Origin of the sequence: Mycobacteroides saopaulense (genome assembly GCF_001456355.1) — a bacterium.
Taxonomy (GTDB): domain Bacteria; phylum Actinomycetota; class Actinomycetes; order Mycobacteriales; family Mycobacteriaceae; genus Mycobacterium; species Mycobacterium saopaulense.
Genome location: NZ_CP010271.1, coordinates 430,370 through 456,747, shown reverse-complemented (window position 1 = coordinate 456,747; position 26,378 = coordinate 430,370). Strand labels below are relative to the sequence as shown.

27 protein-coding genes and 1 riboswitch are annotated in these 26,378 nt (G+C 65.0%); of the genes, 10 read left to right on the top strand and 17 right to left on the bottom strand.

Going from position 1 to position 26,378, the window contains the following annotated elements:
- Positions 1-6: 6 nt before the first annotated feature.
- The 7 genes from MYCSP_RS02300 to MYCSP_RS02270 form a co-directional block, all read right to left on the bottom strand.
- Entirely contained in the window at positions 7-474 is a 468-nt protein-coding gene (locus tag MYCSP_RS02300) for a DUF3180 domain-containing protein (protein ID WP_070912428.1), read from the bottom strand.
- Positions 474-1,010 carry a 2-amino-4-hydroxy-6-hydroxymethyldihydropteridine diphosphokinase gene (gene folK, locus MYCSP_RS02295; RefSeq protein ID WP_083017442.1) on the bottom strand — a complete coding sequence of 179 codons (537 nt, stop codon included), beginning with the start codon at positions 1,008-1,010 and terminating at the stop codon, positions 474-476. Before folK ends, MYCSP_RS02300 begins: the two co-directional genes overlap by 1 nt.
- Entirely contained in the window at positions 1,007-1,402 is a 396-nt protein-coding gene (folB, locus tag MYCSP_RS02290) for a dihydroneopterin aldolase (RefSeq protein ID WP_088413115.1), read from the bottom strand. Before folB ends, folK begins: the two co-directional genes overlap by 4 nt.
- Complete coding sequence (gene folP, locus MYCSP_RS02285; protein ID WP_070912425.1) at positions 1,399-2,451, bottom strand: dihydropteroate synthase; 1,053 nt, start codon at positions 2,449-2,451, stop codon at positions 1,399-1,401. Before folP ends, folB begins: the two co-directional genes overlap by 4 nt.
- Positions 2,448-3,062 (bottom strand): GTP cyclohydrolase I FolE, encoded by a 615-nt coding sequence (folE, locus tag MYCSP_RS02280; protein WP_083017437.1) that lies wholly within the window; start codon positions 3,060-3,062, stop codon positions 2,448-2,450. The genes folP and folE overlap by 4 nt, the downstream gene beginning before the upstream one ends.
- Before the next feature lies 1 nt (position 3,063).
- Positions 3,064-5,331: an ATP-dependent zinc metalloprotease FtsH gene (ftsH, locus tag MYCSP_RS02275; RefSeq protein WP_070912423.1), complete on the bottom strand. Its 2,268-nt coding sequence runs from the start codon at positions 5,329-5,331 to the stop codon at positions 3,064-3,066.
- Positions 5,332-5,505: 174 nt separating this feature from the next.
- The gene (locus MYCSP_RS02270) at positions 5,506-5,934 is read right to left on the bottom strand and encodes a hypothetical protein (RefSeq protein ID WP_083017435.1); all 429 of its coding nucleotides are present in this window, start codon (positions 5,932-5,934) and stop codon (positions 5,506-5,508) included.
- Positions 5,935-6,142: 208 nt separating this feature from the next.
- Between MYCSP_RS02270 and MYCSP_RS02265 the strand changes: the two genes are divergently transcribed.
- Positions 6,143-7,711 (top strand): substrate-binding domain-containing protein, encoded by a 1,569-nt coding sequence (locus tag MYCSP_RS02265; protein ID WP_088415389.1) that lies wholly within the window; start codon positions 6,143-6,145, stop codon positions 7,709-7,711.
- Here the strand turns inward: MYCSP_RS02265 and MYCSP_RS02260 are convergent.
- Complete coding sequence (locus MYCSP_RS02260; protein ID WP_083017431.1) at positions 7,708-8,370, bottom strand: helix-turn-helix domain-containing protein; 663 nt, start codon at positions 8,368-8,370, stop codon at positions 7,708-7,710. The two genes, MYCSP_RS02265 and MYCSP_RS02260, sit on opposite strands and share 4 nt — an antisense overlap.
- 62 nt (positions 8,371-8,432) lie before the next feature.
- Here MYCSP_RS02260 and MYCSP_RS02255 point away from each other — a divergent pair, with 62 nt between their 5' ends.
- From MYCSP_RS02255 to MYCSP_RS02230, 6 genes are all read left to right on the top strand, one after another.
- Positions 8,433-9,251 (top strand): Coq4 family protein, encoded by an 819-nt coding sequence (locus MYCSP_RS02255; protein ID WP_088413114.1) that lies wholly within the window; start codon positions 8,433-8,435, stop codon positions 9,249-9,251.
- 381 nt (positions 9,252-9,632) lie between these two features.
- The gene (locus MYCSP_RS02250; RefSeq protein WP_088413113.1) at positions 9,633-10,598 is read left to right on the top strand and encodes an alpha/beta fold hydrolase; all 966 of its coding nucleotides are present in this window, start codon (positions 9,633-9,635) and stop codon (positions 10,596-10,598) included.
- Positions 10,598-11,785, top strand: a complete 1,188-nt coding sequence (locus MYCSP_RS02245; protein ID WP_088413112.1) for an LLM class flavin-dependent oxidoreductase — start codon at positions 10,598-10,600, stop codon at positions 11,783-11,785. Before MYCSP_RS02250 ends, MYCSP_RS02245 begins: the two co-directional genes overlap by 1 nt.
- Positions 11,785-12,816, top strand: a complete 1,032-nt coding sequence (locus MYCSP_RS02240; RefSeq protein WP_088413111.1) for a zinc-binding dehydrogenase — start codon at positions 11,785-11,787, stop codon at positions 12,814-12,816. The genes MYCSP_RS02245 and MYCSP_RS02240 overlap by 1 nt, the downstream gene beginning before the upstream one ends.
- 24 nt (positions 12,817-12,840) lie before the next feature.
- A complete protein-coding gene (locus tag MYCSP_RS02235; protein ID WP_070912414.1) occupies positions 12,841-13,590 on the top strand; it encodes an SIMPL domain-containing protein in 750 nt (249 codons plus the stop codon).
- Between the two features lie 3 nt (positions 13,591-13,593).
- Entirely contained in the window at positions 13,594-14,211 is a 618-nt protein-coding gene (locus MYCSP_RS02230; RefSeq protein ID WP_083017423.1) for an SIMPL domain-containing protein, read from the top strand.
- Here MYCSP_RS02230 and hpt read toward each other — a convergent pair.
- Complete coding sequence (gene hpt, locus MYCSP_RS02225) at positions 14,199-14,780, bottom strand: hypoxanthine phosphoribosyltransferase (RefSeq protein WP_070912412.1); 582 nt, start codon at positions 14,778-14,780, stop codon at positions 14,199-14,201. The two genes, MYCSP_RS02230 and hpt, sit on opposite strands and share 13 nt — an antisense overlap.
- Before the next feature lie 123 nt (positions 14,781-14,903).
- Between hpt and MYCSP_RS02220 the strand changes: the two genes are divergently transcribed.
- Complete coding sequence (locus MYCSP_RS02220; protein WP_083017421.1) at positions 14,904-16,400, top strand: flavin-containing monooxygenase; 1,497 nt, start codon at positions 14,904-14,906, stop codon at positions 16,398-16,400.
- Here the strand turns inward: MYCSP_RS02220 and tilS are convergent.
- From tilS to dacB, 3 genes are read right to left on the bottom strand one after another with little or no spacing between them, the layout of a single operon-like run.
- Positions 16,393-17,274, bottom strand: coding sequence for a tRNA lysidine(34) synthetase TilS (gene tilS, locus MYCSP_RS02215; protein ID WP_083017484.1), 882 nt, complete (start codon positions 17,272-17,274; stop codon positions 16,393-16,395). The two genes, MYCSP_RS02220 and tilS, sit on opposite strands and share 8 nt — an antisense overlap.
- A 56-nt stretch (positions 17,275-17,330) precedes the next feature.
- Positions 17,331-18,332, bottom strand: coding sequence for a zinc-dependent metalloprotease (locus MYCSP_RS02210; RefSeq protein WP_235629543.1), 1,002 nt, complete (start codon positions 18,330-18,332; stop codon positions 17,331-17,333).
- Between the two features lie 44 nt (positions 18,333-18,376).
- A complete protein-coding gene (gene dacB / locus MYCSP_RS02205; RefSeq protein WP_088413109.1) occupies positions 18,377-19,774 on the bottom strand; it encodes a D-alanyl-D-alanine carboxypeptidase/D-alanyl-D-alanine endopeptidase in 1,398 nt (465 codons plus the stop codon).
- A 105-nt stretch (positions 19,775-19,879) separates the two neighbouring features.
- On the opposite strand from dacB, the gene MYCSP_RS02200 reads away from it, so the two are divergent.
- The gene (locus tag MYCSP_RS02200; RefSeq protein ID WP_070912408.1) at positions 19,880-20,368 is read left to right on the top strand and encodes an inorganic diphosphatase; all 489 of its coding nucleotides are present in this window, start codon (positions 19,880-19,882) and stop codon (positions 20,366-20,368) included.
- On the opposite strand, the gene MYCSP_RS02195 is transcribed toward MYCSP_RS02200, so the two are convergent.
- On the bottom strand, positions 20,365-21,051 hold the full coding sequence (locus tag MYCSP_RS02195) for an MmpS family transport accessory protein (RefSeq protein ID WP_083017416.1): 687 nt from the start codon (positions 21,049-21,051) through the stop codon (positions 20,365-20,367). The genes MYCSP_RS02200 and MYCSP_RS02195 overlap by 4 nt on opposite strands.
- A 114-nt stretch (positions 21,052-21,165) precedes the next feature.
- Here MYCSP_RS02195 and MYCSP_RS02190 point away from each other — a divergent pair, with 114 nt between their 5' ends.
- Positions 21,166-21,687 (top strand): 2-oxo-4-hydroxy-4-carboxy-5-ureidoimidazoline decarboxylase, encoded by a 522-nt coding sequence (locus MYCSP_RS02190; protein WP_070912406.1) that lies wholly within the window; start codon positions 21,166-21,168, stop codon positions 21,685-21,687.
- Positions 21,688-21,694: 7 nt separating this feature from the next.
- Here MYCSP_RS02190 and MYCSP_RS02185 read toward each other — a convergent pair whose 3' ends face one another.
- From MYCSP_RS02185 to MYCSP_RS02170, 4 genes are all read right to left on the bottom strand, one after another.
- A complete protein-coding gene (locus MYCSP_RS02185; RefSeq protein ID WP_209435425.1) occupies positions 21,695-22,132 on the bottom strand; it encodes a hypothetical protein in 438 nt (145 codons plus the stop codon).
- 52 nt (positions 22,133-22,184) lie between these two features.
- Positions 22,185-23,144, bottom strand: a complete 960-nt coding sequence (locus tag MYCSP_RS02180) for an SDR family NAD(P)-dependent oxidoreductase (protein ID WP_070912405.1) — start codon at positions 23,142-23,144, stop codon at positions 22,185-22,187.
- Entirely contained in the window at positions 23,141-24,730 is a 1,590-nt protein-coding gene (locus tag MYCSP_RS02175; protein ID WP_088413108.1) for a flavin-containing monooxygenase, read from the bottom strand. The genes MYCSP_RS02180 and MYCSP_RS02175 overlap by 4 nt, the downstream gene beginning before the upstream one ends.
- 81 nt (positions 24,731-24,811) lie before the next feature.
- Positions 24,812-26,092, bottom strand: a complete 1,281-nt coding sequence (locus tag MYCSP_RS02170) for an aminotransferase class V-fold PLP-dependent enzyme (protein ID WP_088415385.1) — start codon at positions 26,090-26,092, stop codon at positions 24,812-24,814.
- Positions 26,093-26,124: 32 nt separating this feature from the next.
- Positions 26,125-26,269, bottom strand: a riboswitch (SAM riboswitch).
- Positions 26,270-26,378 lie beyond the last annotated feature (109 nt).

Here is a 26,378-nt window from a genome sequence, read left to right as displayed (position 1 = left end):
TGAGTGCTATCGCGCGGGAGTCGCGGGCGGGTCCGGTGGCGACTTACAGCAATGCTGAAGCCACAGCCCGGCGACCACGAGCGCCAACGCACATCCGGTCGCGATCACCACACCGAAGGTGTCTGCCGCCGCGGCGGCCAAATGTGCCCGTCGCGGCAGGATGTAGACGAGCATCGCCATCCACCACCCGGTCATCAACGTGCCAAGCCACGCCGACGCCTTCGCGACCACCACCGAACGCGCCACCAGAAGGGCAGGTATACGCCCCGTGCCGACCCCGATCTGACCGTCGTTGACCTTGTTGCGGATGTAGAACGCCCAGCCGCCTTCGGCGATCGCCAAAACCAGCAGCGAGACGCCGCCGAGCAACGGGATCGGCGGCAGGGAACCATAGGACGCCAACACAAAGAAGTAGCCGAGGATCGCGGTGGCTGCGCCCGCGACCAGCAGATCGCGGATCCTGGTGGGGCCCACTAGGTCACCGGACCGGTCAGCGTGTCATCCACCCGTCGCACACCGTCGCGTTCGGCGGGGTCTAATTCCTCGATCAGGTCTGCCACCCTGCGCGCCCGTCCCTCGACCGTCAGCACCGCTTCTGGATCGAGTGCCAGCCAGGGCACCAGCACGAACGCGCGCTGATGTGCACGCGGATGCGGCAAGGTGAGAACCACATCGTCGGAAAGAATCTCGGGAGCGCCGGCTCCGGCGAGAGCCTCGGGTCGGCAGCTGATCACGTCGACGTCCAGAGTGCGCGGGCCCCAACGTTCCCGGCGTACGCGCTGCGCGGACCGCTCCAGGCGCTGCGCCTGCTCAAGCCACTCCTGCGGCTCGCGCCCCGTGGCGATGACGATGGCGTTGAGGAAGTCCGACTGCGGGACGTGGCCCCACGGGGCGGTCCGGTACACCGGTGATATCCCGACAACGTCCGAGCCCAGCGCGTCCACGACCGATTGCAGGTGCGTGAGCCTGTCACCAAGATTGGATCCGATGGACAGCACCGCGCGGGTCACTGGGACGTCCCTGACAATCCCCCACCGCGAGATCGCCGGGAGCGGCGGGCAACCACCGCCACGTCGCTGAACGTCAATGGAATTGGCGCATTGGGCTTGTGTACCACTGCCTCCACGGCATGCACGCGCGCGTCGGTCATCACGTCATCGGCGATCGCACCCGCGACCGACTCGATGAGATTGCGTGGGGGCCCGGACACGATCGCGGCGGCCCGCTGAGCCAGTTCTCCGTAATCGAGCGTGTCGACCAGCTGGTCGGTGGCCGCCGCGGTGTCGAGGTCCATCCAAACGGTGACATCCACCGAGAATTCCTGGCCGTCGCGACGCTCGTGCTCGAACACTCCGTGATATCCAAAGACTTTCAGGCCGCGCAGCTCGATGCGGTCGGTCATTTGTTGCCGCCCTTGGCGCCGCGCTGCGCCACCTCACGGCGCCACCTGCCACCCGCGGTCTTGCTGGGCTCGGGGCGCTGGGTCCGCACCGTCACCTCGGTAGTCACCTCGTCGTGCTGGGGGTCGACCGCCGGCCCGGGCTCGGGCTCTGTCCGCGTCTCCCGCGGCGTGTCTTGGCTCTCTTCTTCGCCCTCTTCGAGGGTCTCGATGCCGCCGGTCTCCCAGGCACGCACCACCTTCAGCGCATCCATGGATGCCGTGACGTCGTGGACACGCACACCCCATACCTCGTGCAGTGCACCGAGTGCGGTGATAACGGCGGTTGCCGTTTCACGCCCGTCTGCCGGTCGTTCCACGCCCTTGAGGTCGGTAAGCAGCGATCCGAGGAATCGTTTCCGTGAGGCGCCGATGAGAATCGGATATCCCAGCTCCTGCAGATCCGGGATCGCCTGTAGAAGCAGCCAGTTGTGGTGTGCGGTCTTGGCGAAACCCAAACCGGGGTCGAGAATGATCTTGTCCTGGGAGACACCGGCCTTCACCGCCACCTCCACCGACTCCATCAGCTCACGCGAGACATCCGCCACCACATCGCCGTAGTTTCTGGCGGTTGGCTTGTGGATGAAATCCTTTGAACGCCAGTGCATCAGAATCCAAGGCAGGCCCAGATCCGCGAGCAGCGGTGCCATCTCCGGGTCCGCACGGCCACCCGAGACGTCGTTGACCATGTTCGCGCCCGCTTCCACCGCGGCGGCCGCGACCTCGGCTCGCATGGTGTCCACACTGACGTTGATCCCATGGCTGGCAAGTTCTTTGATCACCGGGATGACCCGTTGCATTTCGATCTTCTGCCTGATGGGCGTCGCGCCCGGCCGAGTCGACTGACCGCCGACATCGATGATGTCGGCGCCCGCGGAGGCGAGCGCCAAACCGTGCGCCACCGCGTCCGATTGCCTGACGAATTGCCCACCGTCAGAGAAGGAGTCGTCGGTGACATTGACGACTCCCAGAATGTGAGTGAGAGCAGGAGTATCCGTCACGCCGGCGATCATGCCCTCATCATCAGGTCGAGAACCTCCGCCCGCGAGGCCGCGTCGCGTTTGAACTGTCCCCGCACCGCAGATGTGGTCGTCGTCGCCCCGGGCTTGCGGACACCACGCATGGCCATGCACAGATGCTCGGCCTCGATCACGACGATCGCTCCACGCGGTTCCAGCTTGCGCACCAGTGCGTCGGCGATCTGCGCCGTCAGCCGCTCCTGCACCTGCGGCCGCTTTGCGTAAAGGTCAACCAGCCGGGCGATTTTCGACAATCCGGTCACCCGGCCGTGCTCGCCGGGGATGTATCCCACGTGCGCGACGCCGTGAAACGACACCAGGTGATGTTCACACGTGGAGTACATCGGTATCGACTTCACCAGCACCAGCTCATCGTGCTGTTCGTCGAAGGTGGTGTTCAGCACCGTGTCCGGGTCGGTGTACAGCCCGGCGAATATCTCCTTGTAGGCGCGCGCCACACGCGCCGGGGTATCCACCAGCCCGTGCCGGTCCGGGTCTTCACCAACGGCGTAGAGCAGCTCACGCACCGCTGCCTCAGCACGCGCCTGGTCGAAGACGTGGCCGGTCTGCTGGCCGTTGTACTCGGCCGTCTCGGGCGAGTTCATATCAGCTCTTGCTCTCGCTGCCCTCGTCCGGAGCCGGGCCCGGCTGCTGATGCGGAGTCGGCACCGGATATGGGTATGGCTGCGGCGGATACGGCTGGTAGCCCGGCGGCGGATACGCGGCCTGACCCGGCGGGGGCCAGCCCGGCGCGTACCAACCGGCAGGTGCACCGTAGTTGGTTCCCGGAGGCGGACCCTGGTGAACACCTGACGGAACAGGTTGTCCACCTTGACCATTGGGTACGGACCCATGCGGACCGGCAGGAACGCCGTTCGCGGGTACGGCGGCGCCCGCCTGCTCTGCGATGGCCTTCTTGAACGCGGGCTCCGGAACCGGCGGGGGCCAGGGCTCGCCGCGCTCGATGGCCAGCTCACCCGGGGTCTTGATCGGGGGCTTGTCGGACGGGATACGGCCTCCGAAGTCGTCGAACATCGTCAAACGCGGACGGCGCTGAACGTCCTTGAAGATCTCCTCGAGTTCCTTGCGGACCACGGTTTCCTTCTCCAGCAACGCACCGGCCAACGTGTCCAACACGTCGCGATATTCGGTGAGGATGGCCCAGGCCTCGGTGTGTGCCGCTTCGATGAGGTTGCGCACCTCCTCATCGATTTCGCGTGCGACCTCATGCGAATAGTCGGCCTGCGTGCCCATGGTTCGACCGAGGAACGGATCACCGTGCTCGGTGCCGTACCGCACGGCGCCGAGCTTGGCGCTCATGCCGAACTCGGTGACCATGGCGCGGGCCTTCTTCGTCGCCTGCTCGATATCGGATACCGCGCCGGTGGTCGGCTCCCGGAACACAAGCTCTTCGGCGGCGCGCCCACCCATGGCGAACACCAGCTGGGCGATCATCTCCGACCTGGTGGCCAGACCCTTGTCGTCCTCGGGCACCGCGATGGCGTGCCCGCCGGTGCGTCCGCGCGCCAAGATGGTCACCTTGTACACCCGCTCGATATCGGGCATGGCCCAGGCAGCGAGGGTGTGTCCGGCCTCGTGGTACGCGGTGATCTTCTTCTCGTGCTCGCTGATGATGCGGCCCTTGCGGCGGGGACCGCCGACCACCCGGTCGACCGATTCTTCCAACGCGGCGGCCGTGATGACGGTGCCGTTTTCGCGCGCGGTGAGCAGCGCGGCCTCGTTGATGACATTGGCCAGGTCGGCGCCCGACATGCCCACGGTGCGCTTGGCCAGTCCGTCGAAATCGACATCGGGTCCGAACGGCTTGCCCGCCGAGTGGACCTTGAGCACGGCCTTGCGGCCCGCGAGGTCGGGGCTCGATACCGGGATCTGCCGGTCGAAACGGCCGGGGCGCAAAAGCGCCGGATCCAGGATGTCGGGGCGGTTGGTGGCGGCGATCAAGATGACGCCCTGCCGGTCACCGAAGCCGTCCATCTCCACCAACAACTGGTTGAGCGTCTGCTCGCGCTCGTCGTGCCCACCGCCCAGGCCGGCGCCGCGCTGGCGCCCGACGGCATCGATCTCGTCGACGAAGATGATGCAGGGGCTGTTCTGCTTGGCCTGCTCGAACAGGTCGCGCACACGCGAAGCACCAACACCCACAAACATTTCCACGAAGTCGGAACCGGAAATGGTGAAGAAGGGCACGCCGGCCTCGCCTGCCACCGCGCGGGCCAGCAGGGTCTTACCGGTTCCGGGCGGACCGTAGAGCAGCACGCCGCGCGGGATCTTGGCGCCGAGCGCCTGGTAACGCGACGGGTTCTGCAGGAAGTCCTTGATCTCGTAGAGCTCTTCGACTGCCTCGTCGACCCCAGCGACATCGGCGAAGGTGGTCTTGGGCATGTCCTTGGACAGCTGCTTGGCACGGGACTTACCGAAACCGAAGCCCATGCCCCGGCCGCCGGACTGCATACGGCTGAAGGCGAAGAACAGCACCACCAGCAGGATCACCGGCAGCAGGTACAGCAGCAGCGATCCCAGGATGCTGCCCTGGTTCACCGTCGTGTTGACGGTGGCGCCCTTGCCGTTCAGCTTCTCCAGCAGCGGCACCCCGTACCCGGTCGGGTACTTGGTGATGACCTTGTCCTTGCCTTCGGTATCGCCGTTCGCCGCCTTCAGGTCCAGCCGCAGCTGCTGCTCGCGGTCGTCGATGCGGGCACTCTTGACGTTGTCGGTGTCGATCTGCTTGATCGCGACCGTGGTGTCCACGGGCTTGTAACCGCGGGTGTCGTCGCTGAAGTAGAAGAACGACCACCCCAGCAGCAGCACCACCACGATGACGCCCAGGGTGCGAAACACATTTGTCCGGTTCATACAGCGTCGGCCGCGGTCAGCGGCCCGGTCCTTCCGTCGTCATGGAGCAGGCCAGAGGAATCCCGTAGAGGTATTCATCAAGAACTCTCAGGCTACCTCACCTGCATGTTCGCATCTGTGGCGCGCACTACGCCCAGGGTGAAAACGGAGGTAGCCCCCAGGCGCTGCACGGGGCTAGGTGTCGAACAGGTTCATGTGCAGGTAAACCTCCTCGGGCGACCTGATGTCTTGGACGATGCCGCGGTACACCCACGGCTTCTCGACATGGTCCTGGGCCTGGGTGACATTCGTCGCGCTCGACATCGGAGGGCCTGCGATGACCTTGAGCGTGGTTGGGTCCTGCACCGGGTGGAAAGAAGCGGTGAAATGCGAATTCCGCAGAATCGTCGCCACACCGCGCGAGGTGGTTCGCAGCGCCACTTCGTAGAGGGTGTCCTGGAAATGCGTTCTCAACACCTTGAGGACCTGGACCCCCTCGGGAAGGTCGATGCGCCCGAACGCCTCGGCCTGCGCGATCGGCACCTCGACCTTCTCATCCCCGAATGTGAACAACGAACACCCAGCTAACAGCGTGCACAAAATGAGCCCCGCCAGCACCCGCATAGATCCCCCTAGATGACCCTCAACTGCCTGCTCAGCACCCCAGGCCGTGATCTTGTTCACGGTACTATCGCCCGAGCCTCACGACGCGGGCACCAGGTCTGCGTGCGGCCGAGAACGAAGAGGTCCAGTCATGCCTGGTCGCCATAGTGAACGCAATCGCCGAAAACAGCAACGCTCGGGTGGCTCAAGCCTGCCCAAGTGGATTGCGCTGGCGCTGATCGCCGCCCTGCTCGGCGGGTTCGGGTACTTCGCCTACCAGAAGTTCTCGCAACGGTGCCCGGACGTCGACAACTTCAGCATCGCAGCAGACCCGGCCATCGCACCGGTGGTATCGAAGGCGCTAGACGGCGCGAGTACCAAAGAACTCGGCTGCGCAAAAGTCACCGTGGACGCGAAGCCCTCCGCGGCGACGGCGGCAACGATCGGCAAGCCCGGCGGCGCGCCCGCGTTGTGGCTGCCCGATTCCTCGATCTGGCTGGCGAGGCAGCTGCGCGCCACCGGTTCTCCGTTGGATTCGGCAAGCCAGTCGGTGGCCAGAACCCCCGTTGTGGTGGTCGCCAGGCAGGGCACGGCACCCACATTCGATTCGTGGCTGAGCGTCTTGAAGCAGCCGGGCCTGCGAATCGGCAATCCGCTGGAAGACACCGTGTCGGCCGGGCCCGTTCTCGGAGCGGTCGCCGAGGCCGAGCAGGGAAAGAGTGATCCCAATGCCATTACGGCGGCCCTCGTCCCCATCGCGCAGGCACAGCTGACCAACACCACACAAGGCAGCGCCGAAGAGCGTCTTGGCGAGGTGGCCAAGGAGGGTGGCCTGGCGGTCTCGACCGAACAACAGCTCATCGACTACAACGCCAAACACCCGGGCGCGCTGCTCACCGCCGTCGTTCCCGCAACGGGCACTCCGGCCCTGAACTATCCGATAGCGGTTACCGAATCCGCCAACGATCGACACGGCCGGGCCAAGCAGACCGGGGAAGCCCTCGCCGAGCGCATTACCGGCAGCGATGGCGCAGACGCGTTGCGGAACGCGGGATTTCGTGGACCCGACTTCGCGCCACTGGGCGGTACCGGCGTCGGCGCGGTGGAGACGCTCACCGTCAACGACCTGACGGCATTCGACACCGCGATGCGCCGCTATGGGGTGCTGGCCCTGCCTTCCCGGATGCTGGCCGTGCTCGATGTCTCGGGCTCGATGAAGTTCTCCGCGGGTCCGACCACGCGTGTCGGTCTGTTGAGCCAGGCAATCGACAACGGGCTGCCATTGTTCCCGGAGAACGCGCAAATCGGTTTGTGGGCCTTCTCGATCGACAAGGGTGGGCCCGGCCAGGACTGGAAAGACCTGGTGCCCATCCGCACGCTCAGCGAGAAGGTTGGCGACAAGACCCAACGTCAGCTGCTGGCCGACGAGGGCCACAGCCTGGATGCCCTGGTGGGCGGCGGAACGGGTTTGTACGACACCACATTGGCGGCTTTTCGTAAGGTGCAGTCCACATACGACCCGCACTACGTCAACAGCGTGGTGATCATCACCGACGGCACGAATGAGGATCCGAACGGCATTTCCCTGGACCAATTGCTCGCGACCGTGAAGAAGGAGCAGGACCCGGCCCGGCCCGTGGTCCTCATCACCCTCGGAATCACCGAGGATGCCGATGCCGCTGTCCTCAAACAGATTTCGGATTCCACCCCAGGCGGCGGCAGCCGAGTCGCGCGCAACGCGGACGAGATACCCAACATCGTCATCGACCTCATCAGGGCTCGAACCGCGGCACGTTAGAGGAAGACCGCCTCCGGCTCCGGCGGGTCGGCAAGCAGCGTCGGCAGTACGAAAACCCTGACGTAGCGGCGAACCTGCTCGGGATCGTCGGTGCCGGGGATCAGCCCGAGTAGCAGAGAAAGCGCGACGGACAGCACGTACCGCGCCGCATCCTCGGGCCGGACGCCCTGCCGCACCTCGGTCATCCGGGTGCTGAACACACCCGCATACATGGAGGTCAGCAGGTCGATAAGGTTGGGCGCGTTGACAATCAGCGACGCCACCGTGCCACGATCATCGCGGTCGGCCAACACCTGCAACAACGGATTGGCACCGACCTCCACCGAGACGATCACCATCGACTCGGGAATGATCTCGGACAGATCCTTCAGCACGATCAGACGACCGATCATCTTGGCGATCTCGCTCATCGTCGCGCGGACCACCAAGGCGTCCATCAGATCGTCCCTGTTGCGGAAATGCCGATACACCACGGCCCGGCTATACCCGGCTTCTCGCGCGATGGCCTCCATCGTGGAGGCGCCATACCCGCGTTCGACGAACAGCCGTTCCGCGGCATCGAGAAGTTGAGCCTGCGCCTGCTGCGCGGTATTCCCGCCGCCCGGCGGCCGCCCACGGCCACGCGGAGCCTTGCCCTCGCCCTCACTCATGCGAGCCATGCCCCAGTCGCCTCCCTACGAAATATATTGACATATTTATTGATCTGCCTATTATTGGTCGTATGCTGAACGACCTGGCCAAATACTCTAATCCCGGCGGCATCGTGCCCGATCGCGCAACCTGGACTCCCTGGTTGAAGGCTTGGCGCATGCTGATCAACGCCAAGTACCACGGCGATATCTACGAAGCATTTCTCGGCATGGAGGCACCCGTCTTCGCGCGCGCCTACCATCAGCTGCGATCCCACCCGAACGGCCGAAAGCTGTTCAAACACAAACCCGATCTGCTCTCCGTGCTGAACGATGTGGAGTACCTGGGCTCACTGCCATTCGGCAGCCTGGGGCACGCGTATCTCTCGTTCCTCAACACCAACAAGCTCGACGCCGGCGTCTTCGGCGAGGCCAGCATCATCAGGCCGATCGCCGAGAAGAACAACTGGGATGAGGACTTCTACTACATGATCATTCGGGGCACGGCCCTGCACGATATGTTTCACACCATCGGCGGCTACGGCCCCGATATCGCCGGTGAGATGGCAAACATCGGATTCCATTGCGGACAAATGGAACCCGCGGGCCCGCTGGAGAAGCTCGGCCTGCTCGGCGCCCTGGCACTGCCCGGAGCCTCGGTGCCGTTCAAACTTCGTTACTACCGGCAGGCCGTCGAACGCGGTCGGCGCGCCGACCTTCTGATGGCCGCGCCGTGGGAGGAACTACTCGAGCTTCCCTACCTCGAGGCCCAATCGGTCCTCGGTGTAAGCCCTGTCGAGGTGGCCCATCCACAAGGCAGGTGGACCACCGAATGGACACCGCCGTCCATCAAACCGCCCACTCCGTGGAACTACGAGCGCATACTCGCCGCGGGGCCGATCGCGGCCTGAAGCATCGGGCACGCTCGGCCGTCACCATCGTTGACAAAGCCTCTGAAGTGTCTAATATTCCGAGTACGCACGTTCGCAAAATAATCGGACGTGGTGTGCTAACCCCTCGACATCTCACCTGCACGCCACGTCAACCGGGCGGTCATCCCCCTGACCCGCACCCGGTGCAGAGCGCCACCGCCACCACGGACGGTGGCGCTCTGTTCGTCCATCGGGCGCGACGTATATGTCCAATCCCTCCTCACCGCAACCGGATCCATCGCGGTCCCTGGTCGGCGATGGTGTGTTGTGGTTTAGTGGCAATCACGCGCTGATGAGCCTTGTCGGGCGAAGAAGCGACAACGATGCTGTTGGCCGCACGCAGAAGGTGAGAATGCGCTCATGACCGATGCCGCCGTGGATATCCGGGAACGTGACATCGCCACGAACGGGGTGCACCTGCGCATAGTCGAGGCGGGCGAACCCGGTCAGCCGGTAGTGCTTCTGGCCCACGGCTTCCCCGAGCTCGCGTACTCGTGGCGTCATCAGATTCCCACGCTCGCGGCGGCCGGATATCACGTCATCGCCCCCGATCAGCGCGGTTATGGCCGGTCGAGCGCGCCGGCGCACATCGACGACTACAACATCGAGGCGCTCTCCGACGATCTGCTCGGAATCCTCGACGATGTGGGCGCCGGCAAGGCGACATTCGTCGGACACGACTGGGGCGCCGTCGTCACCTGGCACACCGCCCTCGCCGTCCCGGAGCGCGTGGAGGGCGTCGTCGGCCTGTCCGTCCCGTTCACCCGGCGCAGCCAGGCCGCGCCCACACAGGCGTGGAAGAAGTTGTTCGGCGACAACTTCTTCTACATCCTGTACTTCCAGGAGCCCGGGGTGGCCGATGCCGATCTCAATCGAGATCCCGCGGTCACGATCCGGCGCATGATGGCGGGCATGGCTCATATCGACGGGGCCACGATGATCGCACCGGGTCCGGCCGGATTCGTCGAGCGCATGAGCGACCCCGGCGAACTCCCTGGCTGGCTGAGCCAGGCGGAATTGGACCACTACATCGCCGAATTCACCCGCACCGGATTCACCGGCGGACTGAACTGGTACCGGAACTTCGACCGCAACTGGGCACTCACCGAACGCCTTACCGGGGCGAATGTCGTTGTGCCGTCCTTGTTCATCGCCGGGGCGGCCGATCCTGTCCTCGGGTTCACCGATCACGCGGGCAGTCTGAAGTACCGCACCGACAACCGCGGCGACCTCCTCCTGGAAGGAGCCGGCCACTGGATTCAGCAGGAGCGGCCAGACGAAGTCAATGCCGCGTTGCTCGAATTCCTGCAGCAGGTCGCGCGTTGATGACCGCGGCGCCCCTCCGATTCGGAGCCTTCATCACCCCGTTCCATCCTGTCGGCCAGAATCCCACCACGGCACTGGAATACGACCTGGATCGTGTGGTCGCGCTGGACCGCCTGGGCTACGACGAGGCCTGGTTCGGTGAACATCACTCCGGCGGATACGAACTGATTTCCTGCCCCGAGGTTTTCATCGCCACCGCCGCCGAACGCACCAAACACATCCGGCTGGGTACCGGCGTGGTGTCACTGCCGTATCACCACCCGTTGATGGTGGTGGATCGCTGGATTCTGTTGGACCACATCACCCGGGGCCGCGTCATTTTCGGCACCGGCCCGGGCGCCCTGCCGACCGACGCTTACATGATGGGCATCGACCCGGTGGATCAGCGACAGATGCAGGAGGAATCCCTGGAGGCCATCCTCGCGCTGCTACGTGCGGCACCGGAGGAGCGCATCAGCCGCGAAACATCCTGGTTCACCCTCCGGGATGCGCAACTGCAATTGCGCCCGTATACCCATCCCTATCCGGAAATCCTTACCGCAGCTATGTTTTCACCGTCCGGGCCGCGACTGGCGGGGAAGCTCGGCGCGGGACTGCTATCCCTGTCGGCGTCGATCCCCGGCGGATTCGCCGCGCTGGAGAACGCATGGGAGGTGGTACGCGAGCAGGCGGCTGTCCACGGCCACCCCGAGCCGGATCGGTCCGGCTGGCGGGTGCTCGGCATCATGCACCTGGCCGAGACGCGAGAGCAGGCCATCGAGGACTGCACGTACGGCCTGCCCGACTACGCGCACTACTTCGGCGCGGTCGGGGTACTGCCGCTGGCCAACGGCGTAGACGGTGCGCAGCAGGACCCCCGCGAGTTCGTCAAGGCGTATGTGGACGAAGGGAACTGCTGTATCGGGACACCCGAGGACGCCATCGAATACGTCCAGGATCTGCTCGACAAATCGGGAGGATTCGGCACCTTCCTGATGCTCGGCCATGACTGGGCATCGCCAGAGGCGACATTCAAGTCCTATGAATTGTTCGCCCGCAAGGTGATTCCACACTTCACCGGCCAGCTCACCGCCGCCCAGGTTTCGCATGACTGGGCGCAGGCCAAGCGGGGCGAGCTGCTGGGCCGTGCCGGCGAGGCGGTTGCGAAGGCCATCGGCGAGCACGTGGCAGAGAAGGATTCGGTCTGATGCGGGCCTCGGTGTTGCGCAACGGCGCAATGGTCTACCGCGACGACGTGCCCGACCCGGTGCCCGGCGAGGGCCAGGTGTTGGTCAGGGTGTCCGCCTGCGGAATCTGTGGCTCCGACCTACATTTCGCCAAGCATGGCGCGCAGGCCATCGAGCTGTCCAAGCAGATGGCCGGCATGCCCAGCCTCACCGACGGTGTCGATCTGGGCGCCGATGTCTTCATGGGCCACGAGTTCGCGGCCGAAGTGATCGAGGCCGGACCGAGGACAGACGCTCCCGCACCCGGAACCGCGGTGACGTCGATTCCGATCCTCCTGTCTGCCCAGGGACTCGAGCCCATCGTCTACAGCAACAGCACCATGGGCGGCTACGCCGAGCAGATGCTGCTGAGCGCGCCGCTGCTGCTGCCCATTCCCAACGGTCTCGATCCCAGGCATGCCGCACTGACCGAACCGATGGCGGTCGGCCTGCACGCGGTCAACAAATCCGGCATCCAACCGGGCACCGGGGCGATCGTCATCGGATGCGGCCCCGTCGGAATCGCCGTGATCGCCGCGCTCAACTCCCAGGGCGTCGAGCCCATCGTCGCCGCCGACTTCTCTGCTGCCCGGCGTGATCTAGCACGACTCATGGGCGCGCACGAGGTCGTCGATCCCGGCGTCGAGCCCGCCTTCCAGGCCTGGTCCCGGGTCGGCAAGAGCACCCCGGTGATCTTTGAGGCTGTGGGCGTCCCTGGCATCCTCAACGAGGTGCTGCGCGACGCACCGCACAGCTCCCGGGTGGTGGTCGTGGGCGTCTGCATGGAACCCGATGCCGTCACCCCGTACTTCGGCATCGCCAAGGAAATCGCGCTTCAGTTCGTACTCGCCTACGACCCGACGGAGTTCTCCGAAACGCTGCGGCGAATCGCGCACGGCGAGATCGATGTTGCGCACCTCGTGACCGGTGAGGTAGGTCTGGAAGACGTCGGATCGGCATTTGCCGATCTCGGTGATCCCGAGCGCCATTGCAAGATTTTGGTGGTGCCCTAAGGGTTGGGGAGGACAGGAAGCGACATGTCAGAAGTAGGACGCAAAGCACTGACCCGGACAACCGCCGTCGCCGCCGCTGCCGCAATGGCCTTGCTCCTCGCCGGCTGCGGTGACGATTCCACCGGTAGCCCGGAGACCACGCGCAATGTCACCGTCGTCGGCAAGGGCGAGGTGAAGGGTGCGCCCGACGTGCTGCGCGCCGACGTGGGCGTATCGGTCACCGCCAAGGACGTTTCCGGGGCGCTCTCACAGGCCAGCGAGAAGGCCCAGGCCGTCATCGACGCCGTGGTGGGGGCCGGAGTGGCCCGCGAGGACGTCCAGACCAACGAGCTGTCCATCCAGCCGGAGCAGACGTACCCCCAGGGCGGCCCCACACGGATCACCGGCTACAACGCCACCAACTCGGTGCGCATCAACGTCCGCGATCTCAAGAAGGCCTCCGAGGTACTGGACAAGGCCGTGCAGGCCGGCGGGGACGCGGCCCGGCTGTCGAGCGTGAGCTTCGATCTCGACAACGACGCCGACCTGGTGAAGGGTGCCCGCGAGCGCGCCTTCAACGACGCCAAGGCCCGCGCCGAGCAGTACGCAGGCCTCTCGGGCTCCACACTGGGCAAGGTGCTGCGGATCGACGAGTCGCACGGTTCGGTGCCGCCCCCGGCACCGATGATGGGCAAGAGGGCACCCATGCAGGCGGATGCCTCGTTCGCGCCCCCGCTGGAACCAGGACAGCAGACGGTGACCTTCGAGGTAAGCGTCATCTGGGAGCTGAACTAGAACATGGGCGACGTCACGGTTATCGGCCACGGTGAGGCCAGCGGCAGCCCCGACGTGTTCATGGCAACCGTCGGGGTGTCGGTGCGGTCGCGCCGCATCGCCGGCGTGATGGCCGATGTGAAGGCCAAGGCTCGGGCGGTGATCGATGCGGTGCTCGACTCGGGGGTCGCCACCGAGGATGTCCGGACCGCGTGGATGTCCGTCCACCCGCAGTTCGACGGCAACCGGATCACCGGCTACGCCGCCGACAACTCGGTGCGCATCACCGTCCGCGACCTCTCGAAGGTCTCGGATGTGTTGGACAAGGCGGTCACCGCGGGTGGCGAGGCGGCGCAACTGTCCGGGGTGAGCTTCGACCTTCAGGACAGCACCGATCTCGCCACGCAAGCGCGTGAGCGGGCGTTCGCCGATGCCAAGGCCCGCGCCGAGCAGTACGCCGCCCTCTCGGGCGGCACGCTGGGCAAGGTACTGCGCATCGACGAGACCGGAGGTCATGCGGGACCGTCTCCCCGCGCCGAGTTCGCCATGTTGCGGGCCGCGGGCGGACCGCCGGTGGAGGCGGGTCAGCAGACCGTCAGCGCCCAGATCACCGTGGTGTGGGAGCTGACTCAGTCGGTGTAGACGCGTGGGTGAAGCGTGCCGATGAAGGGCAGGTCGCGGTAGCGCTCGCCGTAGTCCAGCCCGTAGCCGACCACGAACTCGTTGGGGATCTCGAATCCGACGAGGGCCACGTCGACGTCGACCTTCTTGGCCTCGGGCTTGCGCAGCAACGAGACCACATTCAGCGAGCGCGGGCCGCGTGAGGCGAGGTTGCGCATGAGCCAGCTCAGGGTCAGTCCGGAGTCGATGATGTCCTCGACGATCAGGACGTCCAGGTCCTGGATGTCCCGATCCAAGTCCTTCAGAATCCGCACCACACCGGAGGACGACGTTGCCGACCCGTACGAGCTGACCGCCATGAACTCCATCTGGGTGGGAATCGGGATGGCCCGGGCCAAATCCGACACGAACATGACAGCACCCTTGAGCACGGTCACCAGCAGCAGGTCACCCTCGATGTCCCGGTACTTCTCGCCGATGGCGGCGCCGAGCTCCTGGGTCTTGGCGCGAATCTGCTCCTCCGTGAGGAGCACCGATTTCACGTCGCCGCTGTATTGCTCGCCGCATGCCTGATCCTGTTCGCAGGTCACGACCGACAGCGTGCCATGGAGGGCGTTAGCTCTCCAAGCCGACCTCCCCGGACGGTCTTCGCCGCAAGCCGCTTATCCCAGTTGCCTAGTGACTTTGTTTACGAAATAGGCCATTATGGAAACGTGAGCAATGGCGCTTACGGAGCGGTCCAAACGGCACGTGCCCGCGATATCCGCGTGGTGGTGATCGGCGCAGGTATGTCCGGCCTATGCATGGCCTCCACCCTCCGCCACCGGGGTATCACCAACTTCACCGTCTACGAGAAGGCCGACGAGGTCGGCGGCACCTGGCGCGACAACACCTATCCGGGTCTGCAATGCGATGTACCGTCCCGTTACTACTCGTACTCCTTCGCCCCGAATCCCCATTGGAGTAAGGGCTTTTCACCAGGGGCGGAGATCCACCAGTACTTCGTCAGATTCACCGACGAGCAGAATCTGCGCCGGAACATCCGTTTCGGTACCGCGGTGACTCGCGCCGAATGGGTCGATGGACCCGGCCAACCCCACTGGGAATTGGAGCTTTCCGACGGCAGCCGGGACACCGCCGACGTCGTGGTGGGCGCCACGGGCGTCCTCCATCTGCCGCGCCTCCCCGAGATCGACGGACTGCAGGATTTTGCGGGACCGTGCTTTCACTCCGCACGCTGGGACCACTCCGTGCCGTACGCCGGGAAACGGGTCGGGCTCATCGGGACCGGATCCTCGGGAGTGCAGATCATCAGCGCCCTCGCCGAGGAGGTTCTCAGCCTCTCGGTGTTCCAGCGCTCCGCGCAGTGGGTGGCGCCGGTTCCCAACTTCACCTACTCGGCGTTATCGAAGTCCGTCTGGTCCCGCGTACCCATCCTGAACCGATTCTCTTATCGGTTGTGGCGCTTCTATTTCGAGCGCGGCGTGGGCGGTTCGGTGGTGAATCCGGGTGCACGCCGAAAGCTCATCCAGGGATTTGTACGGGCATCGCATCGACTACTCATCCGCGATCCACAGCTACGCGAAAAGCTGCATCCCGACTACGAACCGCTGTGCCGGCGATTGGTGATGTCGGTACCGTTCTTCAAAGCCGTACAGCGACCCAATGTCTCGGTGTTCACCGAGGGGATCGAGCGCATCGTGCCGCAGGGCGTCATCACCAAGGACGGAATCTTGCATGAGCTCGATATTCTGGTTTGCGCCACGGGTTTTGACGCGCACTCGTACTTGCGACCGATGGAGGTGATCGGGCGCGAAGGCATCAAGCTCAGCGACGCATGGAGTGACGGGCCGCGCGCCTACCGTGCCGTGGGCCTGGCCGGATTCCCGAACTTCTTCCTCTTGATCGGGCCGAACAGTCCGATCGGCAACAACTCACTCATCTCGATCGCCGAGACTCAGGTGAAGTTCGCGATGCACTGGATCGACGAGATTCGTTTCGGTCGAGTGCAATCGGTGGCGCCTACGGCGGAGGCCGCTGAGATATTCAACACCGAGGTACGCCGGGCGATGCCCAACACCGTCTGGTCCACGGGGTGCGACAGCTGGTATCTGGGGGCTGATGGCGTGCCCGAGTTGTGGCCCTGGCCACCTGTTGCGTACCGCCGCACCCTCACCTCACCGATACGCGAAGATTTCGCCATCACGTAGTGACATCGTGAACCGACAGCACCAGTGCGTCACCGGACCTTGATGCCACCAAACGCTGGTACGGCAAGTTGGCACCGACGGCCACCCCGCCCTGTCCGCGCCACCGCACGATGAGCGCATCCACCGCGCGAATCTGGTTGTCGTTCAAATCCTGTGCGCCGCCGGCCAGTAGCCACAGTCTGATCACTCGTCGCCGCACCGCGGGCGCAACATCGCGCAGGCTTGAGATGGTCAGCGATTCCGAACCGGGAAAGAAAGCCCGCGCCTGTTCGTCGAGTGCATCCCCATCATCGCGCAACGAGGCCGCGGTACGTGCAAGCGCCTCGGCAACCCCACCCCCGAGGACCTGTTCCAGCAGCGGCAACACCTCGTGGCGCAGCCGCACCCTGACGAAGCGTGAATCCGCGTTGTGCGGGTCTTCCCATGGGGTGACCCCCAATTCGGCGCAGGCGGACCGTGTCTCGGTACGACGAACCTCCAGAAGCGGACGTCCCCACGGATCATCCCAGGGACGCATTCCCGCGAGGGAACGCCCGCCGGACCCCCGCCCGAGTCCCAGCAACACCGTTTCGGCCTGATCGTCGAGAGTATGGGCGAGCAGCACCGGCAGCCCATCCCGGGCGTGACCCAACGCCGCGTACCGGGCATCCCGGGCCGCCGCTTCCAGGCCCCCCGGCCCGTCAACCGTCACCGAAAGAATGGATGCGTCATGGCATCCCAGGACCAACGCCTGTTCTCGAGCCGCGGTGGCGACCTCCACCGAGTCTGGCTGCAGCCCATGGTCGACGACGAGCGCACGCACCGCCCAGCCCTGCGCGACGGCTGCCGCCGTGAGTGCCAACGAATCCGCACCACCCGAGAGCGCCACAACCACCTCCGTGGCACCCGGAAGATACTGCGCACCAAATGCTTTGACGGCGCCGCGCAGTGCTAGAGAACTCGGTCGATCCACCGGTCCGGGCTCTCGATCTCGACAGGCTTGGGCAAGGTTTCCGCATCGCGCCAGATGGTGTTGAACCGCGCCATCCCCACCTTTCCCACCACGTGGTCCACAAATCTCTTCCCACGGGTGTACTGCTGCATCTTGGCATCCATGCCGATGAGCGCACGGATGATCCGCTGCAACGGCGGCTGCTTGCGCGAGCGCCGCGCCTCGAACCTGGATCTGATGGACGACACCGACGGGACAACGGCCGGGCCCACCGCGTCCATGACGTGGTCGGCATGCCCTTCCAGAAGCGTGCCCAGCACCAACAGACGATCCAGCGCGTCCCTGCCGCTCTCAGACTGCATGGCGCGCAGCAGATCCACGATTCCGTTCTCACCCTGACCCTTCGGCGAGCGGACGAACTCGGCGAGCCTGCCGAGCATACCGGCCACATCCTCTTCTTGCTCGTGCGCGAGGGTCGCCAAGGTGCCCGACATGTAACCGGCCAGCCACGGGTTGGCAGAGAACTGCACGCGGTGCGTGACCTCGTGCAGACACACCCACATACGGAAATCGCTGGGGACCACGCGAAGTTGCCGTTCCACCGCAATGACGTTCGGATACACCAGCAGTAGTGCACCGGCGCCGTCCTCGGTGAACGGGTCATACTGCCCGAGGATGCCGGAGGAAACGAATGCCAGCACCGCACCCGTTTGCGCTCCGGTGACACGACCCGACAGGAACCCGGGGGCCCCGTCGCCACCACCGGCCATCAGGCGCATGGATTCCGCGGCCGCCGCAATCCAGCTGGGACGGTCGATGATCCGCGCCTCCGGCACCATCAGTCCGTCCGCGAGACCGGTCAGCTCGCGCACCGGTGTCTCCGCCCGCCGCGATGCGTCCGAGAGCTCGGCGATAGCCTGCTGACGCGTGTATTCGGTCGTGGGTGACGCGGGCCGCGCCAACTTGGCGCCTACGGTCGCGGCGAACTCCCAGTTGACCATTCGGCCAACAGTCAATTCGGGACGCTCGTCGCCCGACCCGGCCATCAGCTACATCCGCAAGACCGCAGCACAGCAGCCGTGTTGTCCACCGCGTTGCGTGCCGTCGGGGCAGTGGCCTGGTTTTGCATCAGCGCGAAGGTCAGTACCCGCCCGCCGACGTCGGTGACCACACCGGCCAGTGTGTTCACGCCGGTCAGCGATCCCGTCTTGGCACGCAACCAACCCGCCGCGGCCTGATTTTGCAGGATAAAGCGTTCCGACAACGTGCCACTGCCGCCGGCGATGGGCAACACATCCAGCAGCGGCCGCAGCTTCGGCTGATCGGGCCCGGCGGCGGCTCCGATGACCTCGTCGAGAGTGCGTGCGGTCACCCTGTCGTCCACCGACAGCCCGCTGGAGTCACGCAACGTGAGGCTCGTGAGATCGATTCCAGCGCTGCGCAATTGGCTTGTAACCGCATCGACAGTTCCGGAGAAGGTCTGCGAACGGCCCGACGCCAGTGCCACCTCGCGACCGATGGTTTCCGCCATCACATTGTCGGAGGCGTTCATCATCTCCCGCAGCCGCTCCATCAACGGTGCCGATTGAACGGAGGCAATCGATTTCGCCGACGGCGGCGCAGCATCCAATCGGACCATGTCGGGGTCGACGCCGAGCGCCTTGGCAAGCGCCCGGCCGGCATCCAACGCCGGGGTGGTGGAACGACGAGAGTCGTAGTCGGTCGGCTGGGTGCGCCCGGCGTCGAGCATCACGGCCTCGATGGGTGCGACATCGCCGCCGTCGATATCGGCGGGGTCCCAACCCGGCGCCATCGAAGGTCCACCGAACCTGCTGATGTCCACCGTGATCGACGTGACGGTGACCCCCGACTTGCGCACCTGGTCGGCCAGGTCGCTGATCCGGGCGGCGTCGCGGTACCAGGTATCGGTGTCCGCCGGTGCGGCACTGAGGATCGGGTCTCCGCCACCCACCAACGTCACCAATCCCCGTTGTCCCGCGGTATCGGCCACCACCGACGTGGTGAGCTTTGCATCGCGGTCGAGGGTCAGCAGCGCCGCCGCGGCAGTCAGCACCTTGTTGGTGGATGCGGGCACCATCGGCACGTTGGAGCCCTGCTGCCACAGCTCGCGGCCGGTCAGCGCATCGGTGACTCGGCCGGTGAACATGCCCAGGGCCGGATCGGTCAGCGCCTTGTCCAGCGCCTGTGACAAACCGTCCGCCGTAGGTACCGGCGCGGAATCGGAAACCGGCACGATGCCGGGCGTGGGCGTGACGAGCGCCGGTTGTGGATCGGTGTCCTGCGGCTGGCGAGAGCTGGATGCGCCCGTGGTCAGCGAAGCCAGGAGCACCAACGCGGCAATCGCCAACACCACGGCGATGGCGAGCAGGGTGTGGGTAGAGCGCCGCCAGCGACGCGGATCTAGTGCCCTGGCGGTGACCATGCTCTGCAGGGTATCGCTATCCTGGTGCGCGCTGGATGAGCGCTTACACCGCAGACCATCCGACAGACCGACAAGGCCAGTACCACCGACATTCAAGGAGCGGGTGTGGAGTTCGACGTCACCATCGAGATCCCCAAGGGCCAGCGCAACAAGTACGAGGTCGATCACGAGACCGGCCGCGTGCGCCTGGACCGCTACCTCTACACACCGATGGCCTACCCCACCGACTACGGATTCATCGAGAACACCCTGGGTGAAGACGGCGATCCGCTGGACGCGCTGGTGCTGTTGCCGGAGTCGGTCTTCCCCGGCGTGATCGTCGAGGCGCGGCCCGTCGGCATGTTCAAGATGGTCGACGACGGTGGTGGCGACGACAAGGTGCTGTGCGTACCCGCGGGCGACCCGCGCTGGGACCACATTCAAGACATCGGGGATGTGTCGAGCTTCGAGCTGGACTCCATCAAGCACTTCTTCGTGCACTACAAGGACCTTGAGCCCGGCAAGTTCGTCGAGGCTGCCGATTGGGTGGGCCGCGCCGAGGCCGAGGCCGAGGTGCTCGCGTCGTTCGAACGCCTCAAGACCCAGGGCCACTAGCCCGGCATAGGCGCCTGGCACACGACGGCGAACACGTCGGTGCTGCTTTGGGCGACAGTCACTCCGTCGACGCTGATGGAGCAGCTGATGGTGCCCTCGCCGACCATGGTGACATTCATGGTCAGCGGAACGTCCCGACGTGTGACCGTCACCGAGACCGCCCACGGCTGCGAGATATTCGACACCCGTACGTAGTCGTTGTCCGTCATATAGGCGACATTGACCCCGCCGCCTTGACCACCCACGCTGTAGGTAACGCTCTTGCCGCCGTTCCCGGAACCCCCGGGCCCCTGACCCGTCGTGGGTACCGGCTTCGGCGCCTCGGTGGTGGTCGGTACGGGCGGCGCCTCGGTGGTCGTGGGCGTGGTCTCCATGCCCGTGCTGGGGTTGGGCGGGGGCGGTGATGGCGGTGGCGGCTCGGTCGTCGTGATCGAAGGCAGCGGGACATCGTTGGGGCCGGTCCACGTTGTGGACGGGGTGACGGTGACCGTTGTGGGGGCCGCTATCTCGGTTCGGCGGGTGATGACCCAGATCGAGGCCAAGGCGATCGCCAGCACTGCGAGCACACTCACGCCGGCGACTATCCAGGGCCATTTCGGCGGCTTCGGATCCTCGGGATAGGGAACCGCCTCGCCAGGCGGCCATGGCTCCTGCGGGTACTCCTGCCAGGCCGGATCCGTCACTGTCCCCCACTCCTTCCCCGGTGTTACTGGGCGCAATGTTACGTCGCGTTAAGCTCCTGCAAAATCAACGGTCCCCCTCTAGCGAACCGCGCCCACCCGTCGAATCATGGTCTTATGTTGATGCATCAGGGCATCGGCCGCGACACGTTCAACGAGATGCCCGACACCAAAGCGGTCCACGCGCTGTACGAGTGCGGCGGCAGCGTGACCTGGGCCCGCAAGATCGCCGCGGCGCGGCCGTTCGCCGACCACGATGCCCTGTTTCGATGCGCCGACAACGAACTGTTCGCCCTGTCCGAGGAGTCGCTGGACGAGGTGCTGATCGCCTATCTTCCGTTGGGCAAACGGCCGGGAAGTGCCCGTTCTACCGCCGAACAATGCGCGATCCGCGACGAGACACCCGGCATGATGGCTGCATTGCGAGCCGCCGCCCATCGATACGAGCACCACTTCGGTCATCGCTTCGTCATGCACATGTGCGGCCAGGACGGCGCCTCCGTGCTACGGGCGATCGCCGACCGGATGCACCATGACGTGGACACCGAACGCAAGGTGACCCGCAACGAACTCGCGAAGATCAACCGCACCCGGCTTGAACGGATGCTCGGCCCCGAGGGCGGCTACGACAACTGGTGATCGCCGCTCAGGCCGCCAGCGGGATACGTTGCGGCAGCAACGCGAACACACGGCGCACGGCACAATCGATGTCCGTGGTGGGCGATGCCGGAATGAGAGTCACCCCGTCGGCCACACCGGCCAGGTAGATATCGGCGATCAGGCCCGCCAGCCCCTCGGGAGTGCCCGCATACGAGACCGCTGCCGGAACCCTCAGGCTCGCGAAGTGCTTGCGGGCCGATCGTGAATCGGCCTCGATATGCACGTATACATCGAGGATGACTGCGGGTGCCTCCTTGCGGGAGTTCCGCAGCGAATGCCGGGCCCGCTGTGCCTGCTTCAGGTCGGGGGCGTTCACCCTCGCCGTGACACCCGTTCCGTTGGTCAGCTCATGCCATCCGTCGGCATTGTCGGTGAAGACCCGGAACGTTTGATGTTGTGTCGCCACAAACGCCACCGTACCCACGCGTACCGGCCAGGGCCATTGTTCAATTCCCGGTGAGCGGATCAGTCCCCGGTCACACCGGCGACTGCTCGGTTGCCGATGGCGTCGGGGTGCGCTCCGTCAGATTGTCGATGACGCGTTGCACCCTGGGCATGAGCGTGTCGATATCCAGTCCGAGCCAGTACGGGATCGGATACATGAAGTGTCGGTTGAGACCGGGCAGGAGCCGACTCAAGAAGTAGCCCAGCCACGCCTCGGGGCGCACCGGCGCCACCGCGAAGTTGAAGCGCGCCGCGCGCACCGTCGCCCGCGCCACTTGCGGAGGACCGATCAACTGGTCCAGAACACGCATCGGAGCCGACGACTGGAAGGCCCTCATCATGTTGTTCGCGCGCTCGCGCACGTCGTCGCGAACATCCAGACCCGCGACGGTGGCGTTCACCCCGATGTTGGTGTTGATGAAGCCCGGGCACACCGCAGAAACACCTATTCCCTTGGGGCCCAGCTCCATCCGCATGCATTCGCTCAGCATCTTCACTGCCGCCTTGGACGCGGAATATGCAGGAAAGACCGGTGTCGGGGTGATAGCTCCTGCCGAGGCGATGTTGACGATCTGGCCACCGCGGCCACGCTCGGCCATCTGCTTGCCGAAGACACGGCCACCGTAGGCGACCCCGAAGACGTTGACCCGGAACTGTTTTTCCCAGTGTTCCTGCTCCAAGTCGAAGAAGCGACCGCCGACCATGATGCCCGCGTTGTTCACCAGCACGTCGGGAACGCCGTACTCCGCCCGAACCTGTTCGGCGAATCGCTCCCACGCCGCCGGATCGGTGACGTCGAGCTGGAAGGCAACGGCCCGATGCCCCTTCCGGTGAATGATCTCCGCGGTCTCCTGTGCGGTCGTCAGATCCAGATCGGAAGCCACCACCTCCGCACCGCCCTTGGCGAATTGGATGGCGATGGCGCGCCCGATACCGCTGCCCGCACCGGTCACCACGACAAGTTCTGGTTTGCGTGCCGGAAGCAACCTCATCCCACGACCTCCTTGTTGAGCTTACGCCTGGACGCGGCCTTCACGACGGGCGCGATCGTCTCGGTGCCATAGCGGTAGTTGTCCAACCGGAAATACTTGTTGTGGAAGTACATCTCGCCGAAACCACCTGGGCGGAAGGGTGAATCGCCGTGATTGTCGATGTAGTACGTGTTGGCCGTCGAGCACGCCGGCGAGAGCCAGAGGTGATTCTTGTTGCGCTCATGCATCTTATGGAAGTACGCCTCATGCACCTGCGGCTTGACCTCGGCGGTGGTGGCCCCACGCTTCTTGGTTTCCGCGATGACGCGGGCGGCGTGCGCGGTGGTCGACTCGATCAGCATGTGATACGGCCCGAAGACATATCCATAGGGCCCGAGGACCAGAAAGAAGTTGGGATAATCGGGGATCGAGACCCCTTGATATGCCTGGTAACGATTCTCCTGGAAGAACTGCTTCAGGTCCTTGCCGCGCCGGCCCGCGGTCGGGAAGGCGGGCATGTGATCCCAGATCGCGAATCCGGTGGCGCAGATCAGCACATCCACCTCGCGCTCGACCCCGTCCGCGGTCAACAACCCTTTCTCGGTGATGCGCTGGATCGGTTCGGTCACCAGATCGACATTGGGACGATTGAACGTCTTGAGATAGGTGTTGGAGAACGACGGTCGTTTACAACCAAATCCGTAGTAGGGCAGTAGCTTCTCCCGGGTCACCGGATCATCGACCTGAGTTCGCATCCAGGCCCGAATTCTATTGGCCATGGCCATCGAGGCGGATTCGACGTATTTGGAGTCGAGCTTGAAGACAGCATCCGGGATGTATGCGGTACTGAGGTTGATGGCGTGCCGAATACCCTTGGCCACGCCAGGAATCCCGAACAGCGTCCGCCAGAACCCGTTGTACTTCCAGTCAGGCTTGGGGCCCACGTAGATGGGCGTGCGCTGAAAGACACTGAGATGGCCGACTTCCGGAGCGATCTCCGGAACCAGCTGCAGCGAGGTGGCGCCGGTTCCGATGACGGCCACCCGCTTTCCGGCGAGCTGAATATCCTTGTCCCACAATGCGGTATGCATCAGCACACCCTGATAGGAATCGATCCCGTCTATCTCGGGAAGCTTGGGCTGCTCAAGGCCTCCGGTCGCGGCAATCACATGCCGTCCCGTGATGACGCTGTCGTCGTCCAGAGTCAGCACCCATATGTTGTGCGCCTCATCGAATTCCTGACGGACCACCCGCGTGTTGAACCGAATTCTACTGCGCAGTTGATGCTTGTCGACGAGTTCGTTGGCATATTGCTCGAGCTCATCGCCGGGCGTGAAGAACTTCGACCAGGTGGTCTTCTGATCGTAGGAGAAGCTGTAGATGAAGGTGGGGATGTCGACGGCCACGCCCGGGTACTTGTTGGCGTGCCAGGTGCCGCCGGCAGCTCCCCACTTCTCGAGGATCACGAAATCGTGGACTCCCCTTTTGGTGAGCTCCACTCCGGCTCCGATACCGCCGAAGCCGGCGCCGATGATCACGACCTCATGCTCGGGAACACCCCGCTCCAGCCCGTTGACCTCTTTACCCCGCACACGCGCACTAGTCATTCGACGTCCTTGTCAGTCCGACCCATTATGTGTCGAACTGAAAGTATCACGTATTTAGAGTTACGAATACTGTGTCGGGGATCAGGCCGCCAAGAAATCCGGGAACGGTCGCGGATCGTCCACCGGGCCCACCTGACCGTCGCGCTCGGTGTACGTCAGGGCCGGCCCCCTGTCGACGAGCTCACCGATCGCGTCCAGAAGGCGCGTGATGTCGCCCGGGGTGGTTCCCAAGCCGATGCTCGCGCGCAGCGCCCCACCCGGCGCACCCAGCCTGGCCAGGAGCGGATGCGCGCAAAATCTGCCGTCACGCAGCCCGATGCCGTGTTCGGCAGAAAGATAGGCGGCCACAACCGACGGCGTATATCCGGCGACCGTAAAGGACACGATGCCCAGGACATCTCGCCCGCTGTCCCAGATGCTCAGAGTGTCAACACCTTCGATCGCATCCAGCCCGTCGCGCAGCTGCGCGGTGAGGGCATTCTCGACCAGACTCGCCTCGCCGAGAATGGCCAATGCCTCGCAGGCCGCGGCCACAGCCGCCACCCCGACGACGTTGGGGGTACCGGCCTCATGCCGCTGCGGCCCGGTGAACCATTCCGCCCCGTCGACACTCACATCGCGAACGGCTCCGCCGCCGGCGAGATAAGGCCTCGCGGCATCAAGCCAGTCGGCTTGTCCGACAAGAACTCCGGCACCGAATGGGGCGTACAGCTTATGTCCAGAGAACGCGAGGTAGTCGATTCCGTTCCCCGCCAGATCGATTCGACGGTGGGGAGCCAATTGTGCGCCGTCCACCGCGATCCTCGCCCCGCGCCGGTGTGCCACGGTCGCAAGCTCGGCCAGCGGCAACACCTCACCGGTGACATTCGAGGCGCCGGTTACGGCCAGCAGCGCCGCAGGCCGACGCTGCAGTTCCTCGTCCAGCGCCGTGACGGTATCGGCCACGGTGGCTCGATGCTCCACCACCCGGGCGCCGTACCGCTGCCAAGTCAACAGGTTTGCATGGTGCTCGATATCGAGGACGACCACCTCGCCCGGCACCGCGGCGGCCAACAGATTGAGCGAGTCGGTGGTGTTGCGGGTGAAGATCACCTGGTGGCCCTCGGCGGCACCGACGAAGCGCGCGACAGTCTCCCGAGCTCCCTCGTAGAGCCTGGTGCACACGCGCGAGGCGTAACCGGCCCCCCGGTGCACGCTGGCGTAGTACGGCAGCAGCTCGGTCACCCGGTCGGCGACGTCGCAGAGCGCGGGCGCACTGGCCGCGTAGTCGAAGTTGGCATACCTGATCCAGCCACCCTGGGCCAGAGGAACTTTGGTATCGGCCCCGACAACGCGTGCGGTCGGTTGCTCGGACACTGACATGTGACATCCCATCTCACCGGACCCGCCCGGCGAGTCCACGCTTGCCGCGCCCGGTTGAGCACGGCCAGGTCGTCACCTGGAGCACCCCGCCGTGGATGAGCCGCTGGCGCGAAGACCAACAGCGTGGAGGAGGGTTGCCGACCAGCTAGCCAGGGCTTATCGCTGGTTCTCATGACCTGTGCGCAGTCTGCACGTGGATCATGACCACCGTCAAGCGCATTGCGCAGGGTGATTTCAATCCCGATTTCCCGATCACCGCGTCATAAGGCAGACTGGCGGGCGGAGG

What these genes read in the sequence shown, in the direction of transcription:
- folB (WP_088413115.1), bottom strand. Translation starts at nt 1,402, where the DNA reads ATGACCGACCGCATCGAGCTGCGCGGCCTGAAAGTCTTTGGATATCAC.
- folP (WP_070912425.1), bottom strand. Translation starts at nt 2,451, where the DNA reads ATGATCGCCGGCGTGACGGATACTCCTGCTCTCACTCACATTCTGGGA.
- folE (WP_083017437.1), bottom strand. Translation starts at nt 3,062, where the DNA reads ATGAACTCGCCCGAGACGGCCGAGTACAACGGCCAGCAGACCGGCCAC.
- ftsH (WP_070912423.1), bottom strand. Translation starts at nt 5,331, where the DNA reads ATGAACCGGACAAATGTGTTTCGCACCCTGGGCGTCATCGTGGTGGTG.
- MYCSP_RS02270 (WP_083017435.1), bottom strand. Translation starts at nt 5,934, where the DNA reads ATGCGGGTGCTGGCGGGGCTCATTTTGTGCACGCTGTTAGCTGGGTGT.
- MYCSP_RS02260 (WP_083017431.1), bottom strand. Translation starts at nt 8,370, where the DNA reads ATGGCTCGCATGAGTGAGGGCGAGGGCAAGGCTCCGCGTGGCCGTGGG.
- MYCSP_RS02255 (WP_088413114.1), top strand. Translation starts at nt 8,433, where the DNA reads ATGCTGAACGACCTGGCCAAATACTCTAATCCCGGCGGCATCGTGCCC.
- MYCSP_RS02250 (WP_088413113.1), top strand. Translation starts at nt 9,633, where the DNA reads ATGACCGATGCCGCCGTGGATATCCGGGAACGTGACATCGCCACGAAC.
- MYCSP_RS02245 (WP_088413112.1), top strand. Translation starts at nt 10,598, where the DNA reads ATGACCGCGGCGCCCCTCCGATTCGGAGCCTTCATCACCCCGTTCCAT.
- MYCSP_RS02240 (WP_088413111.1), top strand. Translation starts at nt 11,785, where the DNA reads ATGCGGGCCTCGGTGTTGCGCAACGGCGCAATGGTCTACCGCGACGAC.
- MYCSP_RS02235 (WP_070912414.1), top strand. Translation starts at nt 12,841, where the DNA reads ATGTCAGAAGTAGGACGCAAAGCACTGACCCGGACAACCGCCGTCGCC.
- MYCSP_RS02230 (WP_083017423.1), top strand. Translation starts at nt 13,594, where the DNA reads ATGGGCGACGTCACGGTTATCGGCCACGGTGAGGCCAGCGGCAGCCCC.
- MYCSP_RS02210 (WP_235629543.1), bottom strand. Translation starts at nt 18,332, where the DNA reads ATGGTCAACTGGGAGTTCGCCGCGACCGTAGGCGCCAAGTTGGCGCGG.
- dacB (WP_088413109.1), bottom strand. Translation starts at nt 19,774, where the DNA reads ATGGTCACCGCCAGGGCACTAGATCCGCGTCGCTGGCGGCGCTCTACC.
- MYCSP_RS02190 (WP_070912406.1), top strand. Translation starts at nt 21,166, where the DNA reads ATGTTGATGCATCAGGGCATCGGCCGCGACACGTTCAACGAGATGCCC.
- MYCSP_RS02180 (WP_070912405.1), bottom strand. Translation starts at nt 23,144, where the DNA reads ATGAGGTTGCTTCCGGCACGCAAACCAGAACTTGTCGTGGTGACCGGT.
- MYCSP_RS02175 (WP_088413108.1), bottom strand. Translation starts at nt 24,730, where the DNA reads ATGACTAGTGCGCGTGTGCGGGGTAAAGAGGTCAACGGGCTGGAGCGG.
- MYCSP_RS02170 (WP_088415385.1), bottom strand. Translation starts at nt 26,092, where the DNA reads ATGTCAGTGTCCGAGCAACCGACCGCACGCGTTGTCGGGGCCGATACC.